Origin of the sequence: Streptomyces rubiginosohelvolus (assembly GCF_014649875.1) — a bacterium.
GTDB classification, from domain to species: Bacteria; Actinomycetota; Actinomycetes; order Streptomycetales; family Streptomycetaceae; genus Streptomyces; species Streptomyces rubiginosohelvolus.
This window is the reverse complement of record NZ_BMTW01000001.1, coordinates 1,284,862-1,310,153: the sequence shown is the minus strand read 5'-3', so window position 1 is coordinate 1,310,153 and position 25,292 is coordinate 1,284,862. Positions and strand designations below refer to the sequence as shown.

At 69.2% G+C, this 25,292-nt stretch carries 24 protein-coding genes; 10 read left to right on the top strand and 14 right to left on the bottom strand.

Annotated features, from left to right (window positions below; all coding sequences use genetic code 11):
- Positions 1 to 54: 54 nt before the first annotated feature.
- From IE134_RS06275 to IE134_RS06265, 3 genes are all read right to left on the bottom strand, one after another.
- On the bottom strand, positions 55 to 1,323 hold the full coding sequence (locus tag IE134_RS06275) for an MFS transporter (RefSeq protein ID WP_189429810.1): 1,269 nt from the start codon (positions 1,321 to 1,323) through the stop codon (positions 55 to 57).
- A 146-nt stretch (positions 1,324 to 1,469) separates the two neighbouring features.
- Entirely contained in the window at positions 1,470 to 2,552 is a 1,083-nt protein-coding gene (locus IE134_RS06270) for an inositol-3-phosphate synthase (protein ID WP_030707420.1), read from the bottom strand.
- Positions 2,553 to 2,611: 59 nt separating this feature from the next.
- Positions 2,612 to 3,319, bottom strand: coding sequence for a PadR family transcriptional regulator (locus IE134_RS06265; RefSeq protein WP_030707418.1), 708 nt, complete (start codon positions 3,317 to 3,319; stop codon positions 2,612 to 2,614).
- A 741-nt stretch (positions 3,320 to 4,060) separates the two neighbouring features.
- Between IE134_RS06265 and IE134_RS06260 the strand changes: the two genes are divergently transcribed.
- Entirely contained in the window at positions 4,061 to 6,481 is a 2,421-nt protein-coding gene (locus IE134_RS06260) for a transglycosylase domain-containing protein (protein ID WP_126932517.1), read from the top strand.
- Positions 6,482 to 6,640: 159 nt separating this feature from the next.
- Positions 6,641 to 8,152, top strand: coding sequence for a glycosyltransferase family 87 protein (locus IE134_RS06255; protein WP_189429808.1), 1,512 nt, complete (start codon positions 6,641 to 6,643; stop codon positions 8,150 to 8,152).
- 27 nt (positions 8,153 to 8,179) lie between these two features.
- On the opposite strand, the gene IE134_RS06250 is transcribed toward IE134_RS06255, so the two are convergent.
- From IE134_RS06250 to IE134_RS06240, 3 genes are all read right to left on the bottom strand, one after another.
- Positions 8,180 to 9,211, bottom strand: a complete 1,032-nt coding sequence (locus IE134_RS06250; protein WP_030707415.1) for an alanine racemase — start codon at positions 9,209 to 9,211, stop codon at positions 8,180 to 8,182.
- Positions 9,212 to 9,289: 78 nt separating this feature from the next.
- A complete protein-coding gene (locus IE134_RS06245; protein WP_030579441.1) occupies positions 9,290 to 10,408 on the bottom strand; it encodes a lipid II:glycine glycyltransferase FemX in 1,119 nt (372 codons plus the stop codon).
- 174 nt (positions 10,409 to 10,582) lie between these two features.
- Positions 10,583 to 10,924, bottom strand: a complete 342-nt coding sequence (locus IE134_RS06240) for a hypothetical protein (protein WP_030707413.1) — start codon at positions 10,922 to 10,924, stop codon at positions 10,583 to 10,585.
- Positions 10,925 to 11,256: 332 nt separating this feature from the next.
- On the opposite strand from IE134_RS06240, the gene rpsF reads away from it, so the two are divergent.
- The 4 genes from rpsF (at position 11,257) to rplI (ending at position 12,981) form a co-directional block, all read left to right on the top strand.
- Positions 11,257 to 11,547: a 30S ribosomal protein S6 gene (rpsF, locus tag IE134_RS06235; RefSeq protein ID WP_006126011.1), complete on the top strand. Its 291-nt coding sequence runs from the start codon at positions 11,257 to 11,259 to the stop codon at positions 11,545 to 11,547.
- A 74-nt stretch (positions 11,548 to 11,621) separates the two neighbouring features.
- On the top strand, positions 11,622 to 12,236 hold the full coding sequence (locus IE134_RS06230; RefSeq protein WP_030707411.1) for a single-stranded DNA-binding protein: 615 nt from the start codon (positions 11,622 to 11,624) through the stop codon (positions 12,234 to 12,236).
- Between the two features lie 43 nt (positions 12,237 to 12,279).
- Entirely contained in the window at positions 12,280 to 12,516 is a 237-nt protein-coding gene (gene rpsR, locus IE134_RS06225) for a 30S ribosomal protein S18 (protein ID WP_003967857.1), read from the top strand.
- An 18-nt stretch (positions 12,517 to 12,534) separates the two neighbouring features.
- Positions 12,535 to 12,981 carry a 50S ribosomal protein L9 gene (gene rplI, locus IE134_RS06220; RefSeq protein WP_030707409.1) on the top strand — a complete coding sequence of 149 codons (447 nt, stop codon included), beginning with the start codon at positions 12,535 to 12,537 and terminating at the stop codon, positions 12,979 to 12,981.
- Between the two features lie 189 nt (positions 12,982 to 13,170).
- On the opposite strand, the gene IE134_RS06215 is transcribed toward rplI, so the two are convergent.
- The gene (locus tag IE134_RS06215; protein WP_030707407.1) at positions 13,171 to 14,508 is read right to left on the bottom strand and encodes an MATE family efflux transporter; all 1,338 of its coding nucleotides are present in this window, start codon (positions 14,506 to 14,508) and stop codon (positions 13,171 to 13,173) included.
- 457 nt (positions 14,509 to 14,965) lie between these two features.
- Between IE134_RS06215 and dnaB the strand changes: the two genes are divergently transcribed.
- Positions 14,966 to 16,441, top strand: a complete 1,476-nt coding sequence (dnaB, locus tag IE134_RS06210; RefSeq protein WP_006126016.1) for a replicative DNA helicase — start codon at positions 14,966 to 14,968, stop codon at positions 16,439 to 16,441.
- Between the two features lie 6 nt (positions 16,442 to 16,447).
- On the opposite strand, the gene IE134_RS06205 is transcribed toward dnaB, so the two are convergent.
- Positions 16,448 to 17,209: a dienelactone hydrolase family protein gene (locus tag IE134_RS06205; protein WP_179888081.1), complete on the bottom strand. Its 762-nt coding sequence runs from the start codon at positions 17,207 to 17,209 to the stop codon at positions 16,448 to 16,450.
- 98 nt (positions 17,210 to 17,307) lie between these two features.
- Between IE134_RS06205 and IE134_RS06200 the strand changes: the two genes are divergently transcribed.
- Together IE134_RS06200 and IE134_RS06195 are read left to right on the top strand one after the other, a co-directional pair.
- A complete protein-coding gene (locus IE134_RS06200) occupies positions 17,308 to 18,084 on the top strand; it encodes an alpha/beta fold hydrolase (protein WP_189429951.1) in 777 nt (258 codons plus the stop codon).
- Between the two features lie 66 nt (positions 18,085 to 18,150).
- On the top strand, positions 18,151 to 19,527 hold the full coding sequence (locus IE134_RS06195) for a serine hydrolase domain-containing protein (RefSeq protein ID WP_189429806.1): 1,377 nt from the start codon (positions 18,151 to 18,153) through the stop codon (positions 19,525 to 19,527).
- Positions 19,528 to 19,608: 81 nt separating this feature from the next.
- Here IE134_RS06195 and IE134_RS06190 read toward each other — a convergent pair whose 3' ends face one another.
- Both IE134_RS06190 and IE134_RS06185 read right to left on the bottom strand, forming a co-directional pair.
- Positions 19,609 to 20,061 carry a GNAT family N-acetyltransferase gene (locus IE134_RS06190; RefSeq protein ID WP_189429803.1) on the bottom strand — a complete coding sequence of 151 codons (453 nt, stop codon included), beginning with the start codon at positions 20,059 to 20,061 and terminating at the stop codon, positions 19,609 to 19,611.
- A 41-nt stretch (positions 20,062 to 20,102) separates the two neighbouring features.
- Positions 20,103 to 20,561, bottom strand: coding sequence for a MarR family winged helix-turn-helix transcriptional regulator (locus tag IE134_RS06185; protein ID WP_030707398.1), 459 nt, complete (start codon positions 20,559 to 20,561; stop codon positions 20,103 to 20,105).
- Between the two features lie 140 nt (positions 20,562 to 20,701).
- Here IE134_RS06185 and IE134_RS06180 point away from each other — a divergent pair, with 140 nt between their 5' ends.
- Entirely contained in the window at positions 20,702 to 21,913 is a 1,212-nt protein-coding gene (locus tag IE134_RS06180; RefSeq protein ID WP_030707396.1) for an MFS transporter, read from the top strand.
- A 120-nt stretch (positions 21,914 to 22,033) separates the two neighbouring features.
- Here IE134_RS06180 and IE134_RS06175 read toward each other — a convergent pair whose 3' ends face one another.
- From IE134_RS06175 to IE134_RS06160, 4 genes are all read right to left on the bottom strand, one after another.
- The gene (locus IE134_RS06175) at positions 22,034 to 22,975 is read right to left on the bottom strand and encodes a GNAT family N-acetyltransferase (protein ID WP_098016496.1); all 942 of its coding nucleotides are present in this window, start codon (positions 22,973 to 22,975) and stop codon (positions 22,034 to 22,036) included.
- A 4-nt stretch (positions 22,976 to 22,979) separates the two neighbouring features.
- The gene (locus IE134_RS06170) at positions 22,980 to 23,507 is read right to left on the bottom strand and encodes a hypothetical protein (protein WP_030707392.1); all 528 of its coding nucleotides are present in this window, start codon (positions 23,505 to 23,507) and stop codon (positions 22,980 to 22,982) included.
- A gap of 120 nt (positions 23,508 to 23,627) precedes the next feature.
- Positions 23,628 to 24,107 carry an NUDIX domain-containing protein gene (locus IE134_RS06165; RefSeq protein WP_010060465.1) on the bottom strand — a complete coding sequence of 160 codons (480 nt, stop codon included), beginning with the start codon at positions 24,105 to 24,107 and terminating at the stop codon, positions 23,628 to 23,630.
- A 44-nt stretch (positions 24,108 to 24,151) separates the two neighbouring features.
- A complete protein-coding gene (locus tag IE134_RS06160) occupies positions 24,152 to 25,276 on the bottom strand; it encodes a cystathionine gamma-lyase (protein ID WP_189429801.1) in 1,125 nt (374 codons plus the stop codon).
- Positions 25,277 to 25,292: the final 16 nt, after the last annotated feature.

Sequence of the window (25,292 nt, the reverse complement as noted above, 5' to 3'; positions counted from 1 at the left end):
GCGGAGGGGCGTTGTTTCACGTGAAACAACGCCCCTCCGCACATCCATGACCGGCTACTGGTGGGCGTCGGTACGTCGCCAGCGGAACATCGTCACCGCGACCACCGCGTACAGCACCGAAACGACCGCCAGGACGGTCACCGATCTGCCGTCCGGGGGGAGCATCAGCGCCGCCACCCCCGCGGCGCTCACGAACGCGACGTTGAAGAGCACGTCGTAGAGCGAGAAGACCCGGCCGCGGAAGGAATCGTCGACCGAGGTCTGGACGACCGTGTCGGTCGCGATCTTCGACCCCTGCGTCACGACGCCGAGCACGAACGCGGCGACCAGCATCGGGACGGGGGCGAAGGAGAGGCCCAGGGCGGGCACCAGGACCGCGGCCGCCCCGGCACAGCCCACGATCCATCCGTACCGGCCGAGCCGGCCCACCGCCCATGGGGTGAGAAAGGCGGCGATGAAGAATCCGGCGCCGGACACCGCGACTGCCAGGCCGAGCAGGGCCAGCCCGTCGGACTCGGTGTCGGACCAGGCGTAGCGGCACAGCATGAGCACCATCACGGTGAGCGCGCCGTAACAGAAGCGGATCACGGTCATGGCGGCCAGGGCCTTGGCCGCGTGGCTCCGCTGCGCCAGATGGCGCAGCCCGGCGACGAGTCCGCGGGCGGTGACGGCGAGAGCTGCCCGCAGCCGCATCGGGCTCTCGTCGATGTCCGGCCCCAGCAGTGTGCGGGGGAGACGCAGTGAGGCCAGCGCGGAGAGCAGGTAGAGCACCGCCCCCAGGAGGACGACAGCTGCGTCGGACTCGTCGGCGATCAGCCGTACGACGAAGGCGAGGCCGCCTCCCACGGTGGCCGCCAGGGTGCCGGCGGTCGGCGAGAGGGAGTTGGCGACGACGAGGCGGTCGGTGTCGACGACCCGGGGCAGGGCGGCGGAGAGACCGGCCAGCACGAAGCGGTTGACGGCGGTGACGCAGAGGGCCGAGGCGTAGAAGAGCCAGTCGGGCACCGAGGCGAGAATCAGCAGGGCCGTGGAGCAGGCCAGGGCGGCCCGCAGGAGGTTCCCGTAGAGGAAGACCTGACGCCGGGGCCAGCGGTCCAGCAGCACCCCTGCGAAGGGCCCGATCAGGGAATAGGGCAGGAGGAGCACGGCCATGGCGGAGGCGATGGCGGCGGCCGACGTCTGCTTCTCCGGGGAGAAGACCACGTACGCGGCGAGGGCGACCTGGTAGACGCCGTCGGCGGACTGGGACAGGAGCCGCACGGTGAGCAGGCGGCGGAAGTTCCGCAGGCGCAGCAGGGTGCGCAGATCACGCGCGACAGACATGGGAGCAAGCGTCACACACGTCGGGGGTCCGCGGGCGGATTGCCCGGGGACCCCCGACGTGCGGCAGGAAGAGATGAGCGTCTCCGCTCAGGACTCCCGGTGAAGCGGCCGGCGCTTCGGTGGAGCTGTCAGCCGAGAGGGCCGGTTCAGCGCTCCGTCTCGCCCTTGATGAACTTCTCGACGTTCTCGCGGGCCTCGTCGTCGAAGTACTGGACCGGGGGCGACTTCATGAAGTAGCTGCTGGCCGACAGGATGGGGCCGCCGATGCCGCGGTCCTTGGCGATCTTCGCCGCACGGACGGCGTCGATGATGACACCGGCCGAGTTCGGGGAGTCCCACACCTCCAGCTTGTACTCCAGGTTCAGCGGAACGTCGCCGAAGGCGCGGCCCTCGAGGCGCACGTACGCCCACTTGCGGTCGTCCAGCCAGGCCACGTAGTCCGAGGGGCCGATGTGGACGTTGCCCTCGCCGAGCTCGCGGTCACGGATCTGCGAGGTGACGGCCTGCGTCTTCGAGATCTTCTTGGACTCCAGGCGCTCACGCTCGAGCATGTTCTTGAAGTCCATGTTGCCGCCGACGTTCAGCTGCATGGTGCGGTCCAGGATGACACCGCGGTCCTCGAAGAGCTTCGCCATCACGCGGTGCGTGATGGTGGCGCCCACCTGGGACTTGATGTCGTCGCCGACGATCGGGACACCGGCCTCGGTGAACTTGTCCGCCCACTCCTTGGTGCCGGCGATGAAGACCGGGAGGGCATTGACGAAGGCGACCTTGGCGTCGATGGCGCACTGCGCGTAGAACTTCGCGGCGACCTCGGAACCGACGGGCAGGTAGCAGACGAGAACGTCGACCTGCTTGTCCTTGAGGATCTGGACGATGTCGACCGGGGCGTCCGTGGACTCCTCGATCGTCTCGCGGTAGTACTTGCCGAGACCGTCGTGGGTGTGGCCGCGCTGGACGGTCACGCCCGTGTTCGGCACGTCCGCGATCTTGATGGTGTTGTTCTCGCTGGCGCCGATGGCGTCCGCGAGGTCGAGGCCGACCTTCTTCGCGTCGACGTCGAAGGCGGCGACGAACTCGACGTCGCTGACGTGGTAATCGCCGAACTGGACGTGCATCAGACCGGGCACCTTGCCGGCCGGATCGGCGTCCTTGTAGTACTCGACGCCCTGCACCAGCGAGGCGGCGCAGTTACCCACGCCTACGATGGCTACGCGAACCGAACCCATTCCGGTTGCTCCCTGTGTAATCGGTGTTTCCGATGAAGTCGCCGCGGGGTGCGATGACTTCACTTGGCGGTGTCGTCGGACGGATCCGGCGGGGTGTTGTCCCGGTGCCGGGGCAGGCCGCCCGTCTCTCCAGGTGTGTCCTGCTGAGCAGAGCCCTCGGGCGAGGATCGTCGCCGATCCCGTCCCGACCGCTCGCTCTCGATGAGCTCGTTCAGCCAGCGCACTTCGCGCTCCACGGACTCCATGCCGTGCCGCTGCAGCTCAAGTGTGTAGTCGTCGAGTCGTTCACGGGTGCGGGCGAGAGAGGCGCGCATCTTCTCCAGACGCTCCTCCAGCCGACTGCGTCGGCCTTCGAGCACCCGCATCCGCACATCGCGTTCGGTCTGGCCGAAGAAGGCGAAGCGCGCTGCGAAGTGCTCGTCCTCCCAGGCGTCGGGACCGGTGTGCGACAGCAGCTCCTCGAAGTGCTCCTTACCTTCCGCCGTCAGCCGATAGACGATCTTCGCCCGGCGTCCGGTCAGCGAGGACGAGGAAGCGGCCGAGCGTCCGGTGACCGGAGCGGTGTCCGCCGGGTCACCGGCGGGCTCCTCGATCAACCAGCCGCTGGCAACCAGCGTCTTGAGGCAGGGGTAGAGGGTCCCGTAACTGAACGCGCGGAAGATCCCCAGCGAGGTGTTGAGGCGTTTGCGCAGCTCATAGCCGTGCATCGGCGATTCGCGGAGCAGGCCGAGAACGGCGAACTCGAGGATGCCGGAACGTCGGCTCACCGGTGCCTCCTCCTTCTCCCGCTGCTTCGGTCGGCACGTCCACCGGAATCACCGGCGTACTTATGCCGTGCTGATGTATCGACTCGATACATCAGCACGATAGATCGGCCGGTCCTGTTCGACAAGGGTGACCTTCGTGAGCGGCGTCACATCGGTAATTCCCAGGGTTCGACTTGCGTTGTTTGGGGTGAAGTTCGGCCCTAGGCGGGTTTTGACCGTGCGTAGTCTGTGCGGCATGCAGACCACCGGGAACCGCGAGACGCTGACGCGCGTCAGTCATCGCGGACTGCCGGATGTACTGCGGATGAGCCTTCCGCAGCGGCTTGTCCGTAATTCGGGGGGACCGGATCTCAACTGCCGCTTCCAGGCGCTCTCGCCTGCCCGAGGAGTAGTCGTTCCATGAGCGAGCACCGTCGCAAATCGCCGCAGCCACAGGGTGGCGGGCGTGCCGCGGCCAGACGAGCCGCCCAGCAGTCGACCGGCCGCCGAGCCGCCCCGTCACGTAGAGCCACTTCTGCATCACCTTCCGAATCGCCGTCCGAGTCGTACGGCGAAGAGCGCCAGTACGGCAGTCGCGCCGAGGCCCGTCGCGCGGCCCAGAAGGGCGGCCGGCGCCGGGGCGCCGACGCCGGGGGACACGGCGCGGGCGGCGGTGGCGGCCGACGGCGCGGTGGCGGCGGGGGTGCCGAAAACGGCCCGGGGGGCCGTGGGCGCGACAACGGTGGCCCCGGCAAGAAGCGGATGATCGACTACCCGCGCCACGGGAAGTACGGGTTCCGTCGCTGGGTGCCTTCGTGGAAGCTGGTCTCGGGGCTCTGTCTCGGGTTTCTCGCCCTGTTGATGGGCGTGGCGGGCATCTCGTACGCCTTGGTGGCCAAGCCGGACATCCAGAAGGCGGCCAAGGCGCAGAACAACGTCTACTACTGGGCCGACGGCACGCCGATGGTCGCCACCGGTGGTGCGGTCAACCGCCAGATCCTCAAGTACGAGCAGATTCCGGAGGCGATGCGTAACGCCGTGATCTCCGCTGAGAACAAGAGCTTCGACACGGACCGCGGTATCGACCCGGTAGGCATAGGGCGCGCGGTGCTCAACATGGCCACGGGCGGTGAGACCCAGGGCGGGTCGACCATCACCCAGCAGTACGTGAAGAACTCGATGCTCTCCCAGGACCAGACCCTCAAGCGGAAGTTCCAGGAACTCTTCATCACGCTCAAGGTCGCCGGTGAGGATTCGAAGGAAGAGGTGATGGCGGGCTACCTCAACGTCTCGTACTACGGACGTGGGGCTTCCGGTCTGCAGGCAGCCGCCCGCACCTACTACAACAAGGACGCCGACGAACTGGATGCGAGCGAGTGCGCCTTCCTGGCCACGCTGCTCAAGGGCGCGAGCTATTACGACCCCGCCGGCGCGATCGACATCGACAAGAACAACGCGACCCCGGCGAAGAACACCGAGCGGGCCAAGGACCGTTGGAAGTGGATCCTTGACGAGCAGGTCAAGGACGGGCGGATGACTGCCGCGGAGCGCGCCAAGTTCACCAAGTTCCCGATGCCGCTGCCGAAGACCAAGGACGCCAAGCTGAGCGGCCAGACCGGCTACCTGGTGGAGCTCGCCAAGAAGTACTTCCTCGCCAACAACGACAAGGGCATCACCGCCAAGAACCTCGAACTGGGCGGCTTCGAGATCCACACCACCTTCCAGAAGAAGCGGGTGGAGCAGCTCGAAGCTGCGGTGAAGAAGGTCTACAAGGCCAAGATCCGGCCCAAGGAGCGTCCCAAGACGGACACGCACGTCGAGTTCGGCGGGGCGTCCGTGGACGCGAAGACCGGCGCCATCATCGCCACGTACGGCGGTCAGGACGCCACCACGCACTTCACGAACAACGCCGACGCCACCGGCGCCCAGGTCGGTTCGACCTGGAAGCCCTTCGTGCTGGCAGCGGCCATGCAGTACGGCGTGCGCGATCCGGCCGGTTCTCCGGAGCAGAGCGAGTCCCAGCGCACCCAGATCTCGCCGAAGAGCATCTACAACGGCGACGACGGCCTGCGGATCAGGGACTACACGGGCAAGATCTGGCTGAACGAGGACGACGAGGAATGGCGTCAGACCAACGACGGTAACTACGACTACGGTGAGATCGACCTGCGGAAGGCCATGGAGCAGTCCGCCAACTCCCCGTTCGTGCAGCTCGGCATGGATGTCGGTACGGACAAGGTCAAGGAAGTCGCCATCGCCGCCGGCCTGAAGGACGACACCTTCATGGCGGACGCGTCCGTTCCCTCGTTCTCCATCGGCACCTCGTCGCCCAGCGCCATCCGTATGGCGGGTGCTTACTCCACCTTCGCCACGAGTGGTCAGCAGAACGACACCTACTCGGTGACCGAGGTGAAGGAGGAGGGCGTGGTTGTCTTCCAGCACAAGAAGAAGCCCAAGCGCGCCTTCAGCCCGATGATCGCCGACAACGTCACGGACGTCCTGAAGAACGTCGTGGAGAACGGAACGGGCAAGCCCGCCCGTCTGGAAGGCCGTGAGGCCGCGGGCAAGACCGGTACGACCGACGGCAACCGGTCCGCCTGGTTCGTCGGGTACACCCCGCAGATCTCGACCGCCATCAGCATGTTCCGGCTCGACGACGACGAGACGAACAAGACGCGCGAGTTCGAGAAGATGTTCGGAACGGGTGGCGAGGAGAAGATCCACGGAAACTCGTTCCCGGCCTCCATCTGGCACGACTACATGACCGGGGCGATGAAGGGCAAGAAGGCCATCGCCTTCCCCGAGCCGCAGGATCCGGGCGACATCGTGTGGGGCGGCGGCGCGGTCAGTCCCAGCCCGACCCCCAGCCCCACGCCCTCGGAGACGCCCTCCGAGGAGCCGAGCCCGACGCCGACGCCCACCCAGACCACCCCGAGCCCGACGCCGACGCCGACCAAGACCTGCGGCATCTTCGACCCGAACTGCCAGGAGGCCAACGGCGGGGCGAACGCGGGGGCGGACGGCGGAGGCCAGAACGGAGGGGCCGACGGCGGCGCTGACAACGGCGGAGCCGACGGTGGTGGCGACAACACCGGAACGACCGACGGCACGGACAACGGCGGAGCCCAGGGAGCCAACGGCAACCCGGGCGGAACCGGCTCCATCTGGGGCAACTCCGGATAGCCGGACCGTCGTCCGCGCCCCTCGGGGCCGGCTCAGCACAGCGGCGAGGGCCGCCGTACCCGGGTGGGTACGGCGGCCCTCGCCGCGTTCCTGCATCCCGCGCACTCCCCCCGTGTCCCCCGAGCGGTCCTTGCCCCGGACACAGCCCCGTACGGCAGGATGTGCGGCATGCCAAGCCCCAGCGCAGAAGACACGAGCGTGCACCAGGAACCGCCCGTCGTGCGGCCCACCGATCAGGACGAGGTCGCGGCGGCCGGCAGCGAGCTGTTCGGTGGCCGGGTCGGGCGCTGGGCGCGGCTGGGCGACGGTCCGCTCACACCCGTACGCGTCGTCGCGCTGGTCATGATCGGGATGTTCGCCCTCGGCATGGTGCAGAAGATCCCCTGCTACGAGTGGGCCTGGTTCCGCGGTGCGACCTCGCAGTACACGCACGCCTGCTACTCCGACATTCCGCACCTCTTTCTGGGACGCGGGTTCGCCGACGGCCTCGTGCCGTACTTCGACCGGCTGAGCGGCGATATGCAGTACCTGGAGTACCCCGTGCTGACCGGGGTGTTCATGCAGGTCGCGGCCTGGCTGACGCTGACGCCCGACAGCGACCCCATCCAGCAGCGCGAGCAGATGTACTGGATGGTCAACGCGGGCATGCTGATGATCTGCGCGGTGGTCATCGCCGTGTGCACCGTCCGCACGCACCGGCGCCGCCCCTGGGACGGTCTGATGGTCGCGCTGGCGCCCGCGTTCGTCCTGACCGCGACCATCAACTGGGACCTGCTGGCCGTCGCCCTGACGGCCGCGGCGATGCTCATGTGGTCCCGGGGCCGGGTTCTCGCCTTCGGGATCCTCATCGGCCTGGCCACGGCCGCCAAGCTCTATCCCGTCCTCCTGCTCGGCCCGCTGCTGGTGCTCTGCTGGCGGGCGGGCCGGTGGCGCGAGTTCGGGACGGCCCTGCTGGGCGCGGGCGGGGCCTGGCTGGTGGTGAACCTGCCGGTGATGATCTTCGCCCCCGAGGGGTGGCAGAAGTTCTACACCTTCAGCCAGGAGAGGCCGATCGACTTCGGTTCGTTCTGGCTGATCATCACGCAGCGCACCGGCAAGCCCATCGACGTGGAGACGGTCAACACCGCCTCGGTCGTCCTCATGGTCGTCTTCTGCGCGGGCATCGCCGGTCTGGCGCTCTCCGCGGCCCGCAGGCCGCGCTTCGCCCAGCTGGCGTTCCTGGTGGTGGCCGCGTTCATCCTGACGAACAAGGTCTACTCACCGCAGTACGTGCTGTGGCTGATCCCGCTGGCTGTCCTGGCGCGGCCGCGCTGGCGCGACTTCCTCATCTGGCAGGCCTGCGAGGTCATGTACTTCCTCGGGATCTGGTTCTACCTCGCCTACACCAGCGGCGGGGACAAGCACCAGGGGCTTCCGCAGGAGGGCTACCAGGTCGCGATCGCCCTGCACCTGCTGGGCACGCTGTACCTGTGCGCGCTGGTCGTCCGGGACATCCTGCAGCCGGCCAAGGACCCGGTGCGCGGGGACGGGTCGGACGACCCGTCGGGCGGCGTGCTGGACGGGGCTCCGGACACGTTCGTGCTCGCGCCCGAGGCCCGCTCGTCCGGGCACGCGGCTCGGACGGACGGGCCTCAGGTGGAGTGGGGTGCTACGCCCACCCGGAACGGCTGACCCGGGGGGCTGCTCGGAACGGGCGCCTCAGCGGTCGACGAGCCGGTCGTACTGGGTGGTCGTGTGGCGCAGATGGGCGACCAGTTCGTCGCCGACCCGTGGCTCCTGGGCGTCCGAGGGGACGAACAGGATCGACACCTGCATGTGCGGCGGCTCGGCGAACCACCGCTGCTTGCCCGCCCAGACGAACGGCGACAGGTTCCGGTTGACCGTGGCCAGGCCCGCGCGGGCGACGCCCTTGGCCCTCGGCATCACGCCGTGCAGCGCCTTGGGCGCCTCCAGGCCGACCCCGTGGGACGTACCGCCGGCCACGACGACCAGCCAGCCGTCGGAGGCGGCCTTCTGCTGGCGGTAGCCGAACCGGTCGCCCTTGACGACGGGGGTGACGTCCAGGACGGCACCCCGGTACTCGGTGGCCTCGTGATCGCCGAGCCAGAGCCGGGTGCCGATCCGGGCGCGGAAGCGCGTCTGCGGGAACTGCTGCTGGAGCCGGGCCAGCTCCTCGGCGCGCAGATGGCTGACGAACATCGTGTGCAGCGGCAGCCGGGCCGCGCGCAGCCGGTCCATCCAGCCGATGACCTCCTCGACGGCGTCGGAGCCGTCGGTACGGTCCAGCGGCAGGTGCAGCGCGAAGCCTTCGAGCCGTACGTCCTCGATCGCCGCGTGCAGCTGCCCCAGCTCCTCCTCCTTGACGCCGTGGCGCTTCATCGAGCTCATGCACTCGATGACGACCCGGGCGCCCACCAGGGCGTGCACCCCGTCGACGGAGGAGACGGACCGGATGACGCGGTCCGGCAGCGGGACGGGCTCCTCGCCGCGCCGGAACGGGGTCAGGACGAGCAGGTCCCCGCTGAACCAGTCCTTGATCCGGGCCGCCTCGTAGGTCGTCCCGACGGCGAGGGTGTCGGACCCGAAGCGGATCGTCTCGTCGGCGAGGCGCTCATGGCCGAAGCCGTAGCCGTTGCCCTTGCAGACGGGTACGAGCCCGGGGAACTGGTCGATCACGGTCTTCTGGTGCGCCCGCCAGCGCGCGGTGTCGACGTAGAGGGAGAGCGCCATGGCCGGCCCGGAACCTTTCTGGTGGCTGCGGTGAATCAGGGAACGAACGGGTGGTGCCGCGAGGGGTATTGAAGCCGGTCAGCGGCGCGACATATACATGTCGAGCGCCTTGTGGAGCAGCTTGTTGAGCGGGAAGTCCCACTCGCCGACGTACTCGACGGCCTCGCCGCCGGTGCCGACCTTGAACTGGATCAGGCCGAAGAGGTGGTCGGTCTCGTCCAGCGAGTCGCTGATGCCGCGCAGGTCGTAGACGGTCGCGCCCATCGCGTAGCTGTCGCGCAGCATGCGCCACTGCATCGCGTTCGACGGCCGGACCTCGCGCCCGATGTTGTCGGAGGCGCCGTAGGAGTACCAGACGTGTCCGCCGACGACGAGCATCGTGGCCGCGGAGAGGTTCACGCCGTTGTGCCGGGCGAAGTAGAGCCGCATCCGGTTGGGGTCCTCGGAGTTGAGGACGGTCCACATGCGCTGGAAGTAGGAGAGGGGGCGCGGCCGGAAGTGGTCGCGCACGGCGGTGATCTCGTACAGCCGCTGCCACTCGGCCAGGTCCTCGTAGCCGCCCTGGACGACCTCGACGCCGGCCTTGTCGGCCTTCTTGATGTTGCGGCGCCACAGCTGGTTGAAGCCCTTGAGGACGTCTTCCAGGGAGCGGTTGGCCAGCGGGACCTGGAAGACGTAGCGGGGCTGCACGTCACCGAATCCGGCGCCGCCGTCCTCGCCCTGCTGCCAGCCCATCTTCCGCAGCCGGTCCGCGACCTCGAAGGCGCGCGGCTCGATGTGGGTGGCCTCGACGTCGCGCAGGCGCTTCACGTCCGGGTCCTGGATGCCGGACTTGATGGCCGCGGAGTCCCAGCGGCGGATGACCACCGGCGGGCCCATCTTCACGGAGAAGGCGCCCTGCTGCTTGAGGTGGGCGAGCATCGGCTGGAGCCAGTCGTCCAGGTTCGGCGCGTACCAGTTGATCACCGGGCCCTCGGGGAGGTACGCCAGGTAGCGCTTGATCTTGGGCAGCTGGCGGTACAGGACGAGGCCCGCGCCGACGATCTGGCCGTCCCGGTCGAACCAGCCCAGGTTCTCCGAGCGCCATTCGGTCTTCACATCAGCCCACGCCGGGACCTGGCAGTGACTGGCCGAAGGCAGGCTCTGGATGTATGCCAGATGCTGCTCTCGGCTGATGGTCCTCAGGGTCAGGCTCATGCGGGGCGCTCCTCGGCAGGTGTGTCCCCATCGGTCAGGGGCTCCGGCTCTCGCGCCGAAGCCTACTGTGACCGAGGGGCGCCCGGCCTGGCCCCGGGGGGACGGAATGCGACGCGGACCGGTGCGGGGTGCCCGGGCACCCCGCACCGGTCCGCGTTCCGGCCGGTGCTCCGGTCAGGTGATCACGCCGCCGAAGAGGCCGCCGTGGGCCATGCCGAGGTAGAAGCCGACCGCGGAGGCCCCAAGCCCCATGATCAGGCCGAACCTCTCCCAGGTGGTCTTCGAGATGTACTGGCCGTAGGCGCCGGTCAGAATCCCGATGAGCCCTGCCCAGGAGCTGATCAGGTGCAGATGGTGGAACATCGCTGTGACGAACGCGAGGATGCCGAGAACCCCGGTCACCACCATCAGGACGTCCTGGACGGGGTGCGGCTTGCCGTCCGTCGCGAAGAGCGAACCGGTGGCGCGGCGGCCGGTCGGGGACCGGGAGCCTGCGGGGCGGATGGTCTGTGCCATGGAGTACCTCCTGGCCGGACAGGTGGGGCGGGTGGATCCGCGCCTCTCCCGCTGCTGCGGGTGTAGCGCCTCTCACACCGCATCTGTCTCGATTGTGCCCTCTGAGCTCCTGATTTCAACCGGAAGCCGGTCTACGGGTAGTCTGTACGGTCTGCACCGGTGTCTGCCCAGGCCAGCACGGCGACTCTCTCCCCGAACCTCCTCCACGGGATCGTTCGGGAGCGGATTGTCAGTGCCGGGTGTTCTCCTCGGGGACGCCGTTGCATCACGCATCACGACCCTCCTGCCACGGAACGACCGTGGCCGCTGAGTCCAAAGGAGGTGGGTTCCACATGCGTCACTACGAGGTGATGGTCATCCTCGACCCCGATCTCGAGGAGCGAGCAGTCTCCCCGCTGATCGAGAACTTCCTCTCCGTCGTCCGTGAGGGCAACGGAAAGGTGGAGAAGGTCGACACCTGGGGCCGTCGTCGGCTCGCCTACGAGATCAAGAAGAAGCCCGAGGGCATCTACTCGGTCATCGACCTGCAGGCCGAGCCTGCGGTCGTCAAGGAGCTCGACCGCCAGATGAACCTGAACGAGTCGGTCCTCCGGACCAAGGTCCTCCGTCCCGAAGTCCACTGAGCATCTAGCTCAGCGGTTTTCGGGTCCGAGTAGCAGCAAGCAGCCAGAAGCAATCCCCGCCGAGAGGTTCACCCATGGCAGGCGAGACCGTCATCACGGTCGTCGGCAATCTCGTCGACGACCCCGAGCTGCGCTTCACCCCGTCCGGTGCGGCGGTCGCGAAGTTCCGTGTCGCGTCCACTCCCCGCATCTTCGACCGGCAGACCAATGAGTGGAAGGACGGCGAAGGCCTGTTCCTCACCTGCTCGGTCTGGCGTCAGGCGGCGGAGAACGTCGCGGAATCGCTCCAGCGAGGCATGCGCGTCGTCGTGCAGGGCCGGCTGAAGCAGCGGTCCTACGAGGACCGTGAGGGCGTCAAGCGCACGGTCTACGAGCTGGATGTCGAGGAAGTCGGCCCCAGCCTCAAGAACGCCACGGCCAAGGTCACCAAGACCACCGGTCGCGGTGGTCAGGGCGGCCAGGGTGGATACGGCGGCGGCCAGCAGGGCGGCGGCAACTGGGGCGGCGGTCCCGGTGCCGGTGGCCAGCAGGGCGGCGGCGGTGCACCCGCCGACGACCCGTGGGCAACCGGCTCGCCGGCCGGCGGCCAGGGCGGGGGACAGCAGGGCGGCGGAGGCGGCTGGGGCGGAAGCTCCGGCGGTTCCGGCGGCTCCTCTGGCGGCGGCTACTCGGACGAGCCTCCCTTCTAGGGCTGCTCGTACCCCCACTTCTTGATCACACAGGAGAAACACCATGGCGAAGCCGCCTGTGCGCAAGCCTAAGAAGAAGGTCTGCGCGTTCTGCAAGGACAAGACCCAGTACGTGGACTACAAGGACACGAACATGCTGCGGAAGTTCATTTCCGACCGTGGCAAGATCCGTGCCCGCCGCGTCACCGGCAACTGCACGCAGCACCAGCGTGACGTCGCCACGGCTGTCAAGAACAGCCGTGAGATGGCGCTGCTGCCCTACACGTCCACCGCGCGATAAGGGAAGGGTGACAACAGCATGAAGATCATCCTCACCCACGAGGTCTCCGGCCTCGGCACCGCCGGCGATGTCGTCGACGTCAAGGACGGGTACGCCCGCAACTACCTGGTTCCGCGTGGCTTCGCCATCCGCTGGACCAAGGGTGGCGAGAAGGACGTGGCGCAGATCCGCCGCGCCCGCAAGATCCACGAGATCGCGACGATCGAGCAGGCCAACGAGATCAAGGCCAAGCTCGAGGGCGTGAAGGTCCGTCTGGCTGTTCGCTCCGGCGACGCCGGCCGTCTCTTCGGCTCGGTCACCCCGGCCGACGTCGCTTCGGCGATCAAGGCCGCCGGTGGTCCCGACGTCGACAAGCGTCGCGTCGAGCTCGGCTCGCCGATCAAGACGCTCGGCGGACACCAGGTGTCCGTCCGTCTGCACCCCGAGGTCGCAGCGAAGCTCGGCGTCGAGGTCGTTGCTGCCTAAGGGCAGAGCTCAGCAGAGCCACTGAAGGGCCGCACCCTCTGGGTGCGGCCCTTCAGTGTGTCCGGATGCGTTGTGTTGGGATGCACTGTATTCGGAGGCATTGCGTTCGGAGCGACGCTGTTTCACGTGAAACGAGGGGGCTGTTTCACGTGAAACAGCCCCCTCGGAACCGGCGGCGGATCGAGCCGATCAGCGGGTGGCCCCGGTCACGATCCACCGGCCCGACCGGGTCCGCAGCCAGAGCGTGATCAGGCGGACGGCCATCATCAGGGTCATCGCCCACCAGAGCGCGGTGAGCCCGCCGCCGAGTGAGGGCACCAGGAGAGCCACGGGGGCGAAGACGGCGAGCGTCACCAGCATCGCCCAGGCGAGATAGCGCCCGTCACCGGCACCCATCAGGACGCCGTCCAGCACGAAGACCACGCCGGCGATCGGCTGAGAAACCGCCACGACCAGGAGGGCGGGGAGCAGGGTGTCCTTCACCGAGGGGTCGCTCGTGAAGAGCGGGATGAACAGCGGCCGGGCGAGCACGATGAGGACGCCGAGCACGATGCCGCAGCCGATACCCCACTCGACCATGCGGCGGCAGGCCTCGCGCGCACCCTTCTCGTCGTCCGCCCCGAGATACCGGCCGATGATCGCCTGACCCGCGATGGCGATGGCGTCGAGTGCGAAGGCGGTCAGGCTCCAGAGGGAGAGGATGATCTGGTGCGCGGCGATGTCGACGTCCCCGAGCCGGGCGGCGACGGCGGTGGCGATCATCAGGACGGCGCGCAGGGACAGGGTCCGGATCAGCAGGGGTACGCCGGCCCGCGCGCTGGCCCTGATCCCGGCCGCGTCGGGGCGCAGGGACGCACCGTGCTTTCGTGCGCCGCGGATCACCACGATGAGATAGACGGCGGCCATACCTGCCTGGGCGATCACCGTTCCCCACGCGGATCCTGCGATGCCGAGCCCGGCGCCGTAGACGAGGGTGACGTTGAGGACGGCGTTCGCCGTGAAACCGCCGATGGCGACGTACAGCGGGGTGCGGGTGTCCTGGAGGCCACGGAGTACGCCGGTGGCGGCGAGCACGACGAGCATGGCCGGGATGCCGAGGATGGAGATCCTCAGATACGTGATGGCGTACGGAGCCGCTGTGTCGGACGCGCCGAAGACGTCGACGAGCCAGGGAGCCGTCGGGATCGCGAGGGCGACGACGGCGGCTCCGAGCAGAAGGGCGAGCCAGATGCCGTCCATGCCCTGGCGGATTGCGGCGGGCAGATCGCCCGCCCCCACGCGGCGGGCGACGGCCGCCGTGGTCGCGTAGGCCAGGAAGACGAAGATGCTCACGGCCGTCATCAGAAGGGCTGCGGCGATGCCGAGGCCGGCCAGCTGCGGGGTGCCGAGGTGGCCGACGACGGCGCTGTCGACCATCACGAACAGGGGCTCGGCGACGAGTGCGCCGAACGCCGGGACGGCAAGGGCGATGATCTCGCGGTCGTGTCGTCGGCGGCCGTTCTTCGGGGTCGCGGAGGCCTGGGTCATGGGGTCAATCTAATCTTCCACAGGTAAGAGATGCAATTGTCTAGTGGTCCTTACTTGCGCCCCGTCGGGGCCCACCTTCCCGCGCCGTTTGCAGTGATCTTGAAATGAGGGCCAAAGTTTTTCTCCCCCACAGTCAGTGGACGGAGAACGCGCAGGTCAGGCGGGTCACGGTAGGAGCGCTATGAGTTTGTCCACAGTGCTGTCCCCCGGTCCGTGCACAGGTTCGGCAGGGTTCTCCACAGCATCTGGTCCGTCGTCCACATGCCCTGTGGATAACCAGATTGGCTGACGGTGCCGAGGGGCCTACCGTGGTGCGGCGCCCGCACTCCGTTCCGGCACCGGAATCCACCGAACCAGACGCGCCGGAAGTGGAGTCGGGCGACCTGTTTGTCGGTGCCGTGCCGTAAGAAAGAGTGGCACGGCTAGGTCCGCGATGCGGACGGGAGGAGGCGGCCCGGTGAGCATTCCCGAGCCTTTGGACGACCCCTGGACCGAGACCGGTCCCGGGGACCGTCTGCCCGTCTCCCGTCAGCGTCGCGGGGACCGCAAGGGGCGTGAGGACCGGCATGACCGGGGCTCGGACGAGGCCTGGGACAGCGGTGCCCCCAGCTTCGAACGGGTCCCGCCCCAGGATGTCGACGCCGAGCAGTCGGTCCTCGGCGGCATGCTGCTGTCCAAGGACGCGATCGCCGAGGTCGTCGAGGTCATCAAGGGCCACGACTTCTACCGCCCCGCCCACGAGACCGTCTTCACGGCGATCCTCGACCTCTACGCCAAGGGCGAGCCGGCCGACCCGATCACGGTCGCCGCCGAGCTGGTGAAGCGCGGAGAGATCACCAAGGTCGGCGGAGCACCGTATCTGCACACCCTGGTGCAGTCCGTGCCCACCGCGGCCAACGCCTCGTACTACGCCGAGATCGTCCACGAGCGGGCGGTGCTGCGGCGGCTGGTCGAGGCGGGCACGAAGATCACGCAGATGGGATACGCGGCGGACGGGGACGTCGACGAGATCGTCAACTCCGCGCAGGCCGAGATCTACGCGGTCACTGAGCAGCGCACCAGCGAGGACTACCTTCCCCTCGGCGACATCATGGAGGGCGCGCTCGACGAGATCGAGGCCATCGGCTCGCGTAGCGGCGAGATGACCGGTGTGCCGACGGGCTTCACGGACCTCGACGCCCTGACGAACGGTATGCACCCCGGCCAGATGATCGTCATCGCGGCTCGCCCCGCGATGGGCAAGTCCACGCTCGCGCTGGACTTCGCGCGCGCGGCGTCGATCAAGAACAACCTGCCCAGCGTCATCTTCTCCCTCGAAATGGGGCGCAACGAGATCGCGATGCGTCTGCTGTCGGCCGAGGCGCGGGTGGCCCTGCACCACATGAGGTCGGGCACGATGACGGACGAGGACTGGACACGGCTCGCGCGCCGGATGCCCGAGGTCTCGGCCGCTCCGCTCTACATCGACGACTCCCCCAACCTGTCGATGATGGAGATCCGCGCGAAGTGCCGTCGGCTCAAGCAGCGCAACGACATCAAGCTCGTGATCATCGACTATCTGCAGCTGATGCAGGCCGGTGGGTCGAAGCGGTCCGAGAGCCGTCAGCAGGAGGTTTCGGATATGTCGCGAAACCTGAAGCTGCTGGCCAAGGAGCTGGAGGTCCCGGTGATCGCGCTCTCGCAGCTGAACCGTGGCCCCGAGCAGCGTACGGACAAGAAGCCGATGGTGTCCGACCTGCGTGAGTCCGGCTCCATCGAGCAGGACGCCGACATGGTCATCCTGCTCCACCGCGAGGACGCGTACGAGAAGGAGTCACCGCGCGCGGGCGAGGCCGACATCATCGTCGGCAAGCACCGTAACGGTCCGACGGCCACCATCACCGTGGCCTTCCAGGGCCACTACTCCCGCTTCGTGGACATGGCGCAGACCTGACGGGGCTCAGCCCTTCGCCAGGGCGCGGGTGAGGAGCGGGAGCAGGCGGTCCCAGTGGAGCCGCAGGCCCGCCGGGCCGAAGGCGTCGGTGTCGGACATGGTGAAGCCGTGGACGGTGCCGGGGTAGATCTCCGAGGTGTAGGCGATCCCCGCGGCGTCCAGGGACCGGTTCAGCTCGCCGAGTGCCTCGGGGGTGATGTCCGATGCGGCGTGGCCGAAGTGGACGTCGGCGGTGAGACGGAGCAGGCTCTCGGGCCCGTCCGCGGCGACAGGGGCGTGGAACGCGGCGAGGGCGGCCACCTGGCCGGGGTGGGCCGCGGCGGTACGGGTCGCCAGGAGGCCGCCGATGCAGTAACCGGTGACCGCGACCGGTCCCGCGCCGACTTCGGGCTGATCAGCGAGGAAGCCGAGGTAGGCGTCGGCGTCGCTCAGGGTGCGTTCGGGGGTCATGTCTTTGATCAGGGGCATCAGCCGGGCGATGAGCGCGGTCCGGTCCGCTTCCCCGATGTGTGCGGGAAGATCGATGACCGGTGTCGGCCCCTCCCGGTAGAAGAAGTTGGGGACGAGCACGTAGTACCCGTGCCCGGCCAGCTCGCCGGCCAGGTCCCGGATGACGGGCCGGATACCGAAGGCGTCCGGGTACATCAGCACTCCGGGATGGCGTTCGCCGTGGTCGGGGTAGGCGGCGAAGGCGTCGGCCAGGCCGTCGGTGGTGGGGATCTGCACGGTCTTGGTGGGAATGGCGGATCTTCCTTTTCGGGAGTTCATCGCGCTCCGGTGTTCGCCGGGGCGCCAGGGGGTGTGTTCAACGAGTGTGCGTGTTCGACGAGTTACCTCGTGCACCCATACTGGCGGTCGTGACCTCGATGACACCACCCGATCCGGAGCGTGGCGCCCTGCAGGTGGCCGGGCGGCGGCTCTCCTTCTTCGACTTCGGCGGCCCGGGGCGTCCTCTGCTGGCTCTGCACGGCCACTTCGGTGAGGGGCGTACGTTCACGCGCCTTGCCGGTGAACTGGGCGACTCCTGGCGGGTGGTCGCCCCCGACCAGCGGGGCCACGGTCGTTCCGACCGTTCCGCCGACTATTCCAGGTCCGGTTACGTCGAGGACGCCGCCGCCGTGCTGGAGCATCTGGGGATCCGCGGCGCGGTCGTGCTCGGGCACTCCCTCGGCGGTGTCAACGCCTACCAACTCGCCGCCCGGCGACCGGAACTGGTGGACGCGCTGATCGTCGAGGACATCGGGGCCGAGGTCGACGACGATCTGTCCTTCGCCCTGTCCTGGCCGCACCGCGCCCCGACACGGTCCGGGCTGTTGGACGGGCTCGGCCCGTCGGCCGGCTACCTGATGGACGCCGTGCGCGAATATCCGGACGGCTGGGGCCTGGCCTTCGACCCGCAGGACATGAACGTCTCGCAGCAGCTCCTCAACGGAGACCACTGGGACGACTGGCTGGGCGCGGACTGCCCGGCCCTGCTCGTCCGTGGCATCCACAGCACGGTTCTGCACGCCGAGCATGCGAGGAGGATGACCGCACGACGTGCTCGTACCAGCCTGGTCGAGCTCCCTGCCGGCCACACCGTGCACGACACCGTGCCGGTGGAATTCGCCGGTGCCGTCAGGGGATTCCTCCACTCGCTGTGACCATGCCGGGGCTTTCCCCGGAAAATGAGTTCGTCAGGGAGCGGCCGGTCGGATAAGGGTTGGACCATGACTTCTCTCGGTGAAGACCTGCTTCCCAGTACCCGGCGCGCCCTGCTGCACCGCATCGCCGTCGCGCAGCGGGACGGGCGTGCGCCGTCCCTCGTGGCTGCGGTGGGGCGGCAGGGGCGTACGGCCTGGAGTGGGGCGCGTACGTGTGTCGACGGGCATGCTCCCGACGGCGATACGCAGTACCGGATCGGCTCGATCACCAAGACGTTCACGGCCGTTCTGGTGCTGCGGCTGCGGGACGAGGGCCTGATCGATCTGGACGACCCTCTGGAGAAGCACCTTCCCGGTACGGGCGTGGGCGGGACGACCGTCTTTCAACTGCTGTGCCACAGTGCGGGGCTGGGGGCCGAGACGCCGGCCCCCTGGTGGGAGCGGACGCCCGGCAGCCTGCGGCCGGAGATCGCCGATGTCCTGGGCGACCGGCCGCTGATGCATCCGGCCGGGCATCGTCATCACTACTCCAACCCCGGTTACACCCTGCTCGGTTCGCTGGTGGAAGCGGTTCGAGGCGTCTCGTGGGAGGAGGCGCTGCGCCGGGAGATCCTGGAGCCGTTGGGCATGCACCGGACGACGAGCGCCCCCGTGGCGCCGCACGCGGGCGGCTGGGCCGTCCACCCCTGGGCCGACGTGATGCTGAGCGAGCCTGCCGAGGACCTCGGGATCATGGCGCCCGCCGGTCAGCTCTGGTCCACCGCGGAGGATCTGCTGCGGTTCGCCGCCTTCCTGGCCGAGGGCGACGACCGGGTGCTGTCGGCCTCCTCCGTACGGGAGATGCGGACGCCCGCTGCCCCGGTCGAGATCGGCGGCAGCGGTTACGGTCTCGGGCTCCAGATCGTCGGGGGTGAAGGGCGCGTGCTCTTCGGGCACTCGGGATCGCTTCCCGGATTCGTCGCCGGCCTCTGGGTGTGCGAGGAGGAGGACGTGGCGGCGGTCGCCCTCGCCAATGCCACCTCCGGGCTGCCCGCCGCGACGGTGGCCGCCGAACTCCTGGGCATCGTCGTCGAGGCCGAGCCACGGATCCCGGAGCCCTGGCGTCCGTTGCCCGAGGTGGACGACGAACTGCTCGCGCTGACCGGCGTCTGGCACTGGGGCACCAGCACGTTCACGTTGAGCCTCACCGGGGACCGGGGCCTCCAGCTCACGCCCCTCGGCGGCAAGGGGCGCGGCGCGGCCTTCACGTACCGGCCGGACGGCACCTGGACCGGCCAGAACGACTACTACGCGGGGGAGACCCTGCGCGTCGTACGCAAGGACGACGGCTCGGTGGACCACCTCGACCTCGGCTCGTTCGTCTTCACACGTGAGCCGTACGAGGCGGGGGCGGCCGTGCCCGGCGGCGTGGACGCGGAGGGCTGGCGCGGGCTCGGCGGCTGAGCTCCGGGCCCCGGGGCGCAGGAGCGGGTGGGTGTTTCACGTGAAACACCCACCCGCTCTTCTTCCGTCAGACTTCTTCTGTCAGAGCGCCAGCTTGAAGCCCACATGGCTCGCCGTGAAACCGAGCCGCTCGTAGAAGCGGTGCGCGTCCTCGCGGGTGACATCCGAGGTCAGCTGCACCAACTGGCAGTTCTGTCGGCGGGATTCGTCCACCGCCCACTGGATGAGCTGGGTGCCGAGGCCGCTGCCGCGCTCGTCGCCGTGGATGCGGACGCCCTCGATGATCGAGCGCGTCGAGCCCCGGCGGGACAGCCCCGGGACGATGGTCAGCTGCAGGGTGCCGACGACTCGGTCCTGGCGGACGGCGACGACCACATGCTGGTTCGGGTCGTCGGCCAGCCGCTGGAGCGCTTCCCGGTACGGGGTGAGGTCGTCCGGTGACTCGCGCTGCGCGCCCAGAGGGTCGTCGGCGAGCATCGCGACGACCGCGGGCAGGTCGCCAGGAGTGGCGGGGCGTATTTCGAGATCGCTCATGATCGGCATCCTAGGGCGGGCGCCGGGGATGCCGGAGTCGGTCAGGCGGGAGCCTTCAGCTCTTCGACCGCCCTGACCAGAGGGGCGAGCTCCGGGTTCTCCGCCGCCTCGTCCAGGGCTGCCCGCAGTGCGCTGTCGTTCGTCGGCCGGGCGGCCTCCAGCAGTGCGAGCCCGGCTTCGGTGACGTCGGTGTAGATGCCCCGACGGTCGGTGTCGCACAGATACCGGGTCAGCAGCCCACGGTCCTCGAGCCGGGTGACAAGCCGGGTGGTGGCGCTCTGGCTGAGGACGACGGCGTCGGCGACCTGCTTCATCTGGAGATGCCCGCCGACGCCGTTGTGCTGCCGGCTCAACACGTCGAGCAGAGAGTACTCGCGTGCGCTGAGCCCGTGGCCGGCCTGGAGGGCCCGCTCGATACGGGCCTCGATCTTCCCGTGGAGCAGCGAGAGCGTGCACCAGCTCTGGGCAATGGCGGTCAGGGCGGGGTCGGTCGCTGTCATGTCTCTCTCCTCCGTACGGGAGCGGTGTGACTCCAGGATAGGGGACATCCGCAATAGCCCGCGTTTGCAATTAACCAGCGCCTGCAATTATTGTGGACGCTTGTAAGGCGCAGACGCAATCTCCAGGGAAGGTCAAACCCATGCCGCTAGCGCTCCTCGCTCTCGCCATCGGGGCATTCGGGATCGGAACGACCGAGTTCGTGATCATGGGGTTGCTCCCCGAGGTCGCCGGTGATTTCCAGGTCTCGATCCCGACCGCGGGCTTCCTGGTGACCGGCTACGCGCTCGGTGTGGTCCTCGGAGCCCCACTGATGACGCTGCTGGGCACCCGTGTCACCCGTAAGCGCATGCTGATGCTGCTCATGGGACTGTTCGTCGTGGGCAACGTGGTGTCCGCGCTCGCTCCGGTCTTCGGCGTCATGCTCGCCGGACGCGTGATCGCCTCCCTCGCCCACGGTGCCTTCTTCGGCATCGGCTCGGTGGTCGCGGCCGATCTGGTCGCCCCGCAGAAGAAGGCCGGGGCCATCGCCATGATGTTCACCGGGCTCACCGTCGCCAACGTCGTCGGCGTTCCTCTCGGCACGTTCATCGGACAGACCGCGGGATGGCGGACCACGTTCCTCGTCGTCGCCGCCCTTGGTGTCGTGGGACTGCTGGGCGTCGCGAAGCTCGTCCCGGAGCAGCCCAAGGCCGAAGGCGTACGCATCCGCCACGAGCTGGCCGCGTTTCGCAACGTCCAGGTCCTGCTGGCGATGGCCATGACCGTCTTGGGCTTCGGCGGAGTCTTCGCCGCGATCACCTACATCACCCCGATGATGACCGAGGTCGCCGGTTACTCGGCCTCGTCCGTCACCTGGCTGCTGGTCCTCTTCGGCCTCGGCATGGTGGGCGGCAACCTGATCGGCGGGAAGTTCGCCGACCGCCGTCTGATGCCCCTGCTGTACGTCTCGCTCGGCGCGCTCGCCGTGGTCCTCGGCCTGTTCACCGTGACCGCCCACAACAAGGTCGCCGCGGCCGTCACCATCGTCCTGATCGGCGCCCTGGGCTTCGCGACCGTGCCGCCCCTGCAGAAGCGGGTCCTCGACCAGGCGGCAGGTGCGCCGACGCTGGCCTCCGCGGTCAACATCGGGGCCTTCAACCTCGGCAACGCCCTGTCCGCCTGGCTCGGCGGTCTCGTCATCGCGGCCGGCCTCGGCTACACGGCCCCCAACTGGGTCGGCGCGGCGCTCGCCGCCTCGGCGCTGGTCCTGGCGGTGCTCTCCAGCATCCTGGAGCGCCGGGAGACCGGGAAGGGCCGGATCGTCACCGGGAGCAGCCCCGAGTCGGCCCCCGTGGCGGCTGCCCGGCACTGAGCCCCGGCGCCTCCGGGCCCGCGCAGCGGGGATCGGCCGCACTGCGGATCGGCCGCCCCGCGCTTCCTGCCGGCCGAGATTCAGCCGCACCGCCCTCGTGGCGGTGCGGCTGTTTAGGCGTCAGCCCGTCGCGACGGTCAGCGGGGCGAACCTGCGGGCGGCGTCACCGGGCAGATCCGGGATGCCGTACGCCATCACGGTGGTCCGGGAGAGGGGCTCCAGGCCGTGCTCCGTCAGCCAGCCGAGGAGTTCCTTGTGCCGGGCGTCGACATCGGCGCGCAGCGGCCGGTCCGTCGTGGCGGCCAGGGCCGTGACGAGGGCCTGTGCGGTGGCTGTGTCCCGGGCGATGAGCGGCCCCACCACCTCGGCCTGCCCGCTCGGCCAGAGCGCCGCGTAGCCGACCAGCTCCCCGTGCTCCTCGGCGACCTGGAGCCGGTCGGAGAAGGCGGGGAGCCGGGCGAGGAGATGCGTCCGGTCCGTACCGAACACGGGGAAGTCGAGCCGGACCATCGTCTGCAGATCGTCCGCCGCGGCTGGCCGGGTGGTCACGGACGAGGCCGATGACGGAAGCCCCGACGCCGGGACAGCCGAGGAGGCGGGGGAGACAGAGGCAGAAGCTGCGGGGGAGCCGCCGGGGGAGACCGCTTCGAACCGGCCGCCGACGCGTTCGGCCCGGCCGACGGGGGAGAAGCCGAGGTTTTCGTAGAGGGGCTGTCCCTGCTCCGTGGCGTACAGGGTGAGCGGGGTGTCCCCCGCCATCTCCATCACGTGCCGCATGAGCCGGCGGGCGATCCCCTGACGTGCGTAGCGTCCGGCGACGAGCATCATGCCGACGGCGATGAAGTCGGATCCGTAGGGCATGGTCAGGCAGGTCGCTGCCAGACCCTTTCCGTCCGGGGCATCGATCCCGTACCCGGTGCCGGCCGAGAGGAGCAGCCCCCACCGGTGTTCGTCGCGCGGCCAGCCGCGGTCCTCGCAGAGATCGGCGCAGGGGACCAGGTCTCCCCGGTTCAGGCGTCGGATCGGCAGGTCGACGAGGGAGCGGGGTGAAGGGCTGTGCATGGGGTCAGGCTGTCTGACGGGGTGATCGCGCGTCCACCGATTTCGCGGAACTGGCCGAGAACCGCAACCGCCTGCCGCGCCGGGTGAGCCCCCAGGGCTTGAGGATCGAGATCGCGGTGATGAAGAGATAGGTGGCGGTGGCCACCGACGGCGCGATCACGAGGTTGATGTCGACGGCTTTACCGGCGGCCGCCGCGTCGATCCCGGGGCGCAGGGAGAAGACCGACAGACCCGTTGTGATCAGGGTCAGCCAGAACTTGGTCCACACCCAGCGGTGCCGGGCCAGGCCCCACGGAGTGCCCAGCGCCAGCACCAGGCCGCTGACCAGGGCGAGCAGCGCCACCGGGACCACCAGCCAGTCCCCGAAGATCTTCATGGCCCGGGTGGCGGCTCCCACCGTGGCGGGATCGCCGGTGGCGAAGGCGGTGATGCCGAGCGCCAGCAGGCCGACGGTCAGGCCGAGCCAGCTGACGGAGACGGCGACATGGGCGACGAGGAGCCCTCGGCGTACGGGGCGCTTGAGTGGTTTCACGTGAAACACGATGCCGAGCCCGGCCGTCCTGGGGCGTCCCGCAGCGGGAGTATCCAGCGGTACCGGCCCGGGAGTAGACGCCCCGGCCGGTACCGGGGCGTGGCCGCGCCGCGTGGACTGTCAGCCCAGGTCGGGGGCGTGCATCGCCCGTACGCCTTCGATGTTGCCGTCCAGGTAGTGCCGCAGGGACAGCGGAACGAGGTGCACGGCCGCGATTCCGACCCGGCTGAACGGCACCCGGACGATCTCGTACTCCCCGGTGGGTTCGTCGATCTCCGGGCCGTGCCGCAGGGAGACGTCCATCGACGCCAGCCGGCAGACGAAGAAGTGCTGGACCTTCACCCCCGTCACGCCGCCGTCCGCGATGTGCTCCACGGTGTCGACGAAGCACGGGACCACGTCGACGATCTTGGCGCCGAGCTCCTCGTCGACCTCGCGGTGCAGCGCGTCGACGACGGTGGCGTCCTCCGGCTCGACCCCGCCGCCGGGCGTGAGCCAGTACGGATCGACTCCCGGCTTCGTGCGCTTGATCAGGATGAGATCGTCGCCGTCGAGCAGGACGGCGCGTGCGGTGCGCTTGACCACAGGACGTTCGGTCATGGCAAGAGAGTGGCCCGCGGAGAGCCGTCTGAAACTCCCCCGGCCTACCGGACCGCCGCGTCCAGCGCCTGTTCGACGTCGGCGAGCAGGTCCTCGGGGTCTTCCGCGCCCACCGAGAAACGGACGAAGCCCTCCGCGACGGCGTCGCCGCCCCAGCGGCCCCGGCGCTCCGCCGTGGATCGGACGCCGCCGAAGCTCGTCGCGTCGTCGACCAGGCGCAGCGCGGTCAGGAAGCGTTCCGCGGTGTCCCGGTCGGCCAGCTCGAAGGAGACGACGGACCCGAAGCGCCGCATCTGGCGGGCGGCGACGGCGTACGACGGGTCGGTGGGCAGCCCCGGATACCGCAGGCCCGTCACCTCCGTCCGCTTGGCCAGGGCCTCGGCGAGCGCGAGGGCGGTGGTGCACTGCCGGTCGATGCGCAGCTGGAGGGTGGACAGCGAGCGGTGGGCGAGCCAGGCCTCCATCGGTCCGGGGATCGCCCCGACGACCTTGCGCCAGCGCCGTACGTCCGCCGTCAGACGGGGGTCGCGGCAGGTCACATGGCCGAGCAGGATGTCGCCGTGGCCGGTCATGCCCTTGGTGTCACTGGCGACCGAGAAGTCGGCGCCCAGTTCCAGCGGGCGCTGGCCGATCGGGGTCGCCAGGGTGTTGTCGACGGCGACCAGGGCGCCCGCCGCGTGCGCGGCCTCCACCAGCCGCCGGATGTCGCAGACGTCGAGGCCCGGGTTGGACGGGCTCTCGATCCACAGGAGCTTCGCCCCGGTCAGCAGGGCCAGCTGGGCGTCGCCGCCGGTCGGCGCGGTCCGGACCTCGACCCCGTACGCCGCCAGCTGCTCCCGTACGAGGGGGAGCGCCTGGTAGCCGTCGTCGGGCAGGACCACGGCGTCGCCCGAGCGGACCTGGGAGAGCAGCACCGCGGTGATCGCCGCCATGCCCGAGGCGAACACCGTCGTGCCCACGTCCTCGCCGGGAGCCTCCAGCTCACCGATGGCCCGCTCCAGATGGGTCCAGGTCGGGTTGGTCTCCCGGCCGTAGGTGTACGGGCCCACGGGTTCGCCGGAGAGATGGAAGTGCGCGGCGAAGACGGGGCCGGGCAGCGTGGGTTCGAACTGCTCCGGTTCCGGAAGCCCGGCGCGTACCGCACGTGTTCCGTCGCCCATGGTGCTCATGCCTTGCTCCTTCGCT

Coding starts and splice junctions, on each gene's coding strand:
- IE134_RS06275 (WP_189429810.1), bottom strand. CDS start 1,323: ATGTCTGTCGCGCGTGATCTGCGCACCCTGCTGCGCCTGCGGAACTTC.
- IE134_RS06270 (WP_030707420.1), bottom strand. CDS start 2,552: ATGGGTTCGGTTCGCGTAGCCATCGTAGGCGTGGGTAACTGCGCCGCC.
- IE134_RS06260 (WP_126932517.1), top strand. CDS start 4,061: ATGATCGACTACCCGCGCCACGGGAAGTACGGGTTCCGTCGCTGGGTG.
- IE134_RS06255 (WP_189429808.1), top strand. CDS start 6,641: ATGTGCGGCATGCCAAGCCCCAGCGCAGAAGACACGAGCGTGCACCAG.
- IE134_RS06250 (WP_030707415.1), bottom strand. CDS start 9,211: ATGGCGCTCTCCCTCTACGTCGACACCGCGCGCTGGCGGGCGCACCAG.
- IE134_RS06245 (WP_030579441.1), bottom strand. CDS start 10,408: ATGAGCCTGACCCTGAGGACCATCAGCCGAGAGCAGCATCTGGCATAC.
- IE134_RS06240 (WP_030707413.1), bottom strand. CDS start 10,924: ATGGCACAGACCATCCGCCCCGCAGGCTCCCGGTCCCCGACCGGCCGC.
- rpsF (WP_006126011.1), top strand. CDS start 11,257: ATGCGTCACTACGAGGTGATGGTCATCCTCGACCCCGATCTCGAGGAG.
- IE134_RS06230 (WP_030707411.1), top strand. CDS start 11,622: ATGGCAGGCGAGACCGTCATCACGGTCGTCGGCAATCTCGTCGACGAC.
- rpsR (WP_003967857.1), top strand. CDS start 12,280: ATGGCGAAGCCGCCTGTGCGCAAGCCTAAGAAGAAGGTCTGCGCGTTC.
- rplI (WP_030707409.1), top strand. CDS start 12,535: ATGAAGATCATCCTCACCCACGAGGTCTCCGGCCTCGGCACCGCCGGC.
- IE134_RS06215 (WP_030707407.1), bottom strand. CDS start 14,508: ATGACCCAGGCCTCCGCGACCCCGAAGAACGGCCGCCGACGACACGAC.
- IE134_RS06205 (WP_179888081.1), bottom strand. CDS start 17,209: ATGAACTCCCGAAAAGGAAGATCCGCCATTCCCACCAAGACCGTGCAG.
- IE134_RS06200 (WP_189429951.1), top strand. CDS start 17,308: ATGACACCACCCGATCCGGAGCGTGGCGCCCTGCAGGTGGCCGGGCGG.
- IE134_RS06195 (WP_189429806.1), top strand. CDS start 18,151: ATGACTTCTCTCGGTGAAGACCTGCTTCCCAGTACCCGGCGCGCCCTG.
- IE134_RS06190 (WP_189429803.1), bottom strand. CDS start 20,061: ATGAGCGATCTCGAAATACGCCCCGCCACTCCTGGCGACCTGCCCGCG.
- IE134_RS06185 (WP_030707398.1), bottom strand. CDS start 20,561: ATGACAGCGACCGACCCCGCCCTGACCGCCATTGCCCAGAGCTGGTGC.
- IE134_RS06180 (WP_030707396.1), top strand. CDS start 20,702: ATGCCGCTAGCGCTCCTCGCTCTCGCCATCGGGGCATTCGGGATCGGA.
- IE134_RS06175 (WP_098016496.1), bottom strand. CDS start 22,975: ATGCACAGCCCTTCACCCCGCTCCCTCGTCGACCTGCCGATCCGACGC.
- IE134_RS06165 (WP_010060465.1), bottom strand. CDS start 24,107: ATGACCGAACGTCCTGTGGTCAAGCGCACCGCACGCGCCGTCCTGCTC.
- IE134_RS06160 (WP_189429801.1), bottom strand. CDS start 25,276: ATGAGCACCATGGGCGACGGAACACGTGCGGTACGCGCCGGGCTTCCG.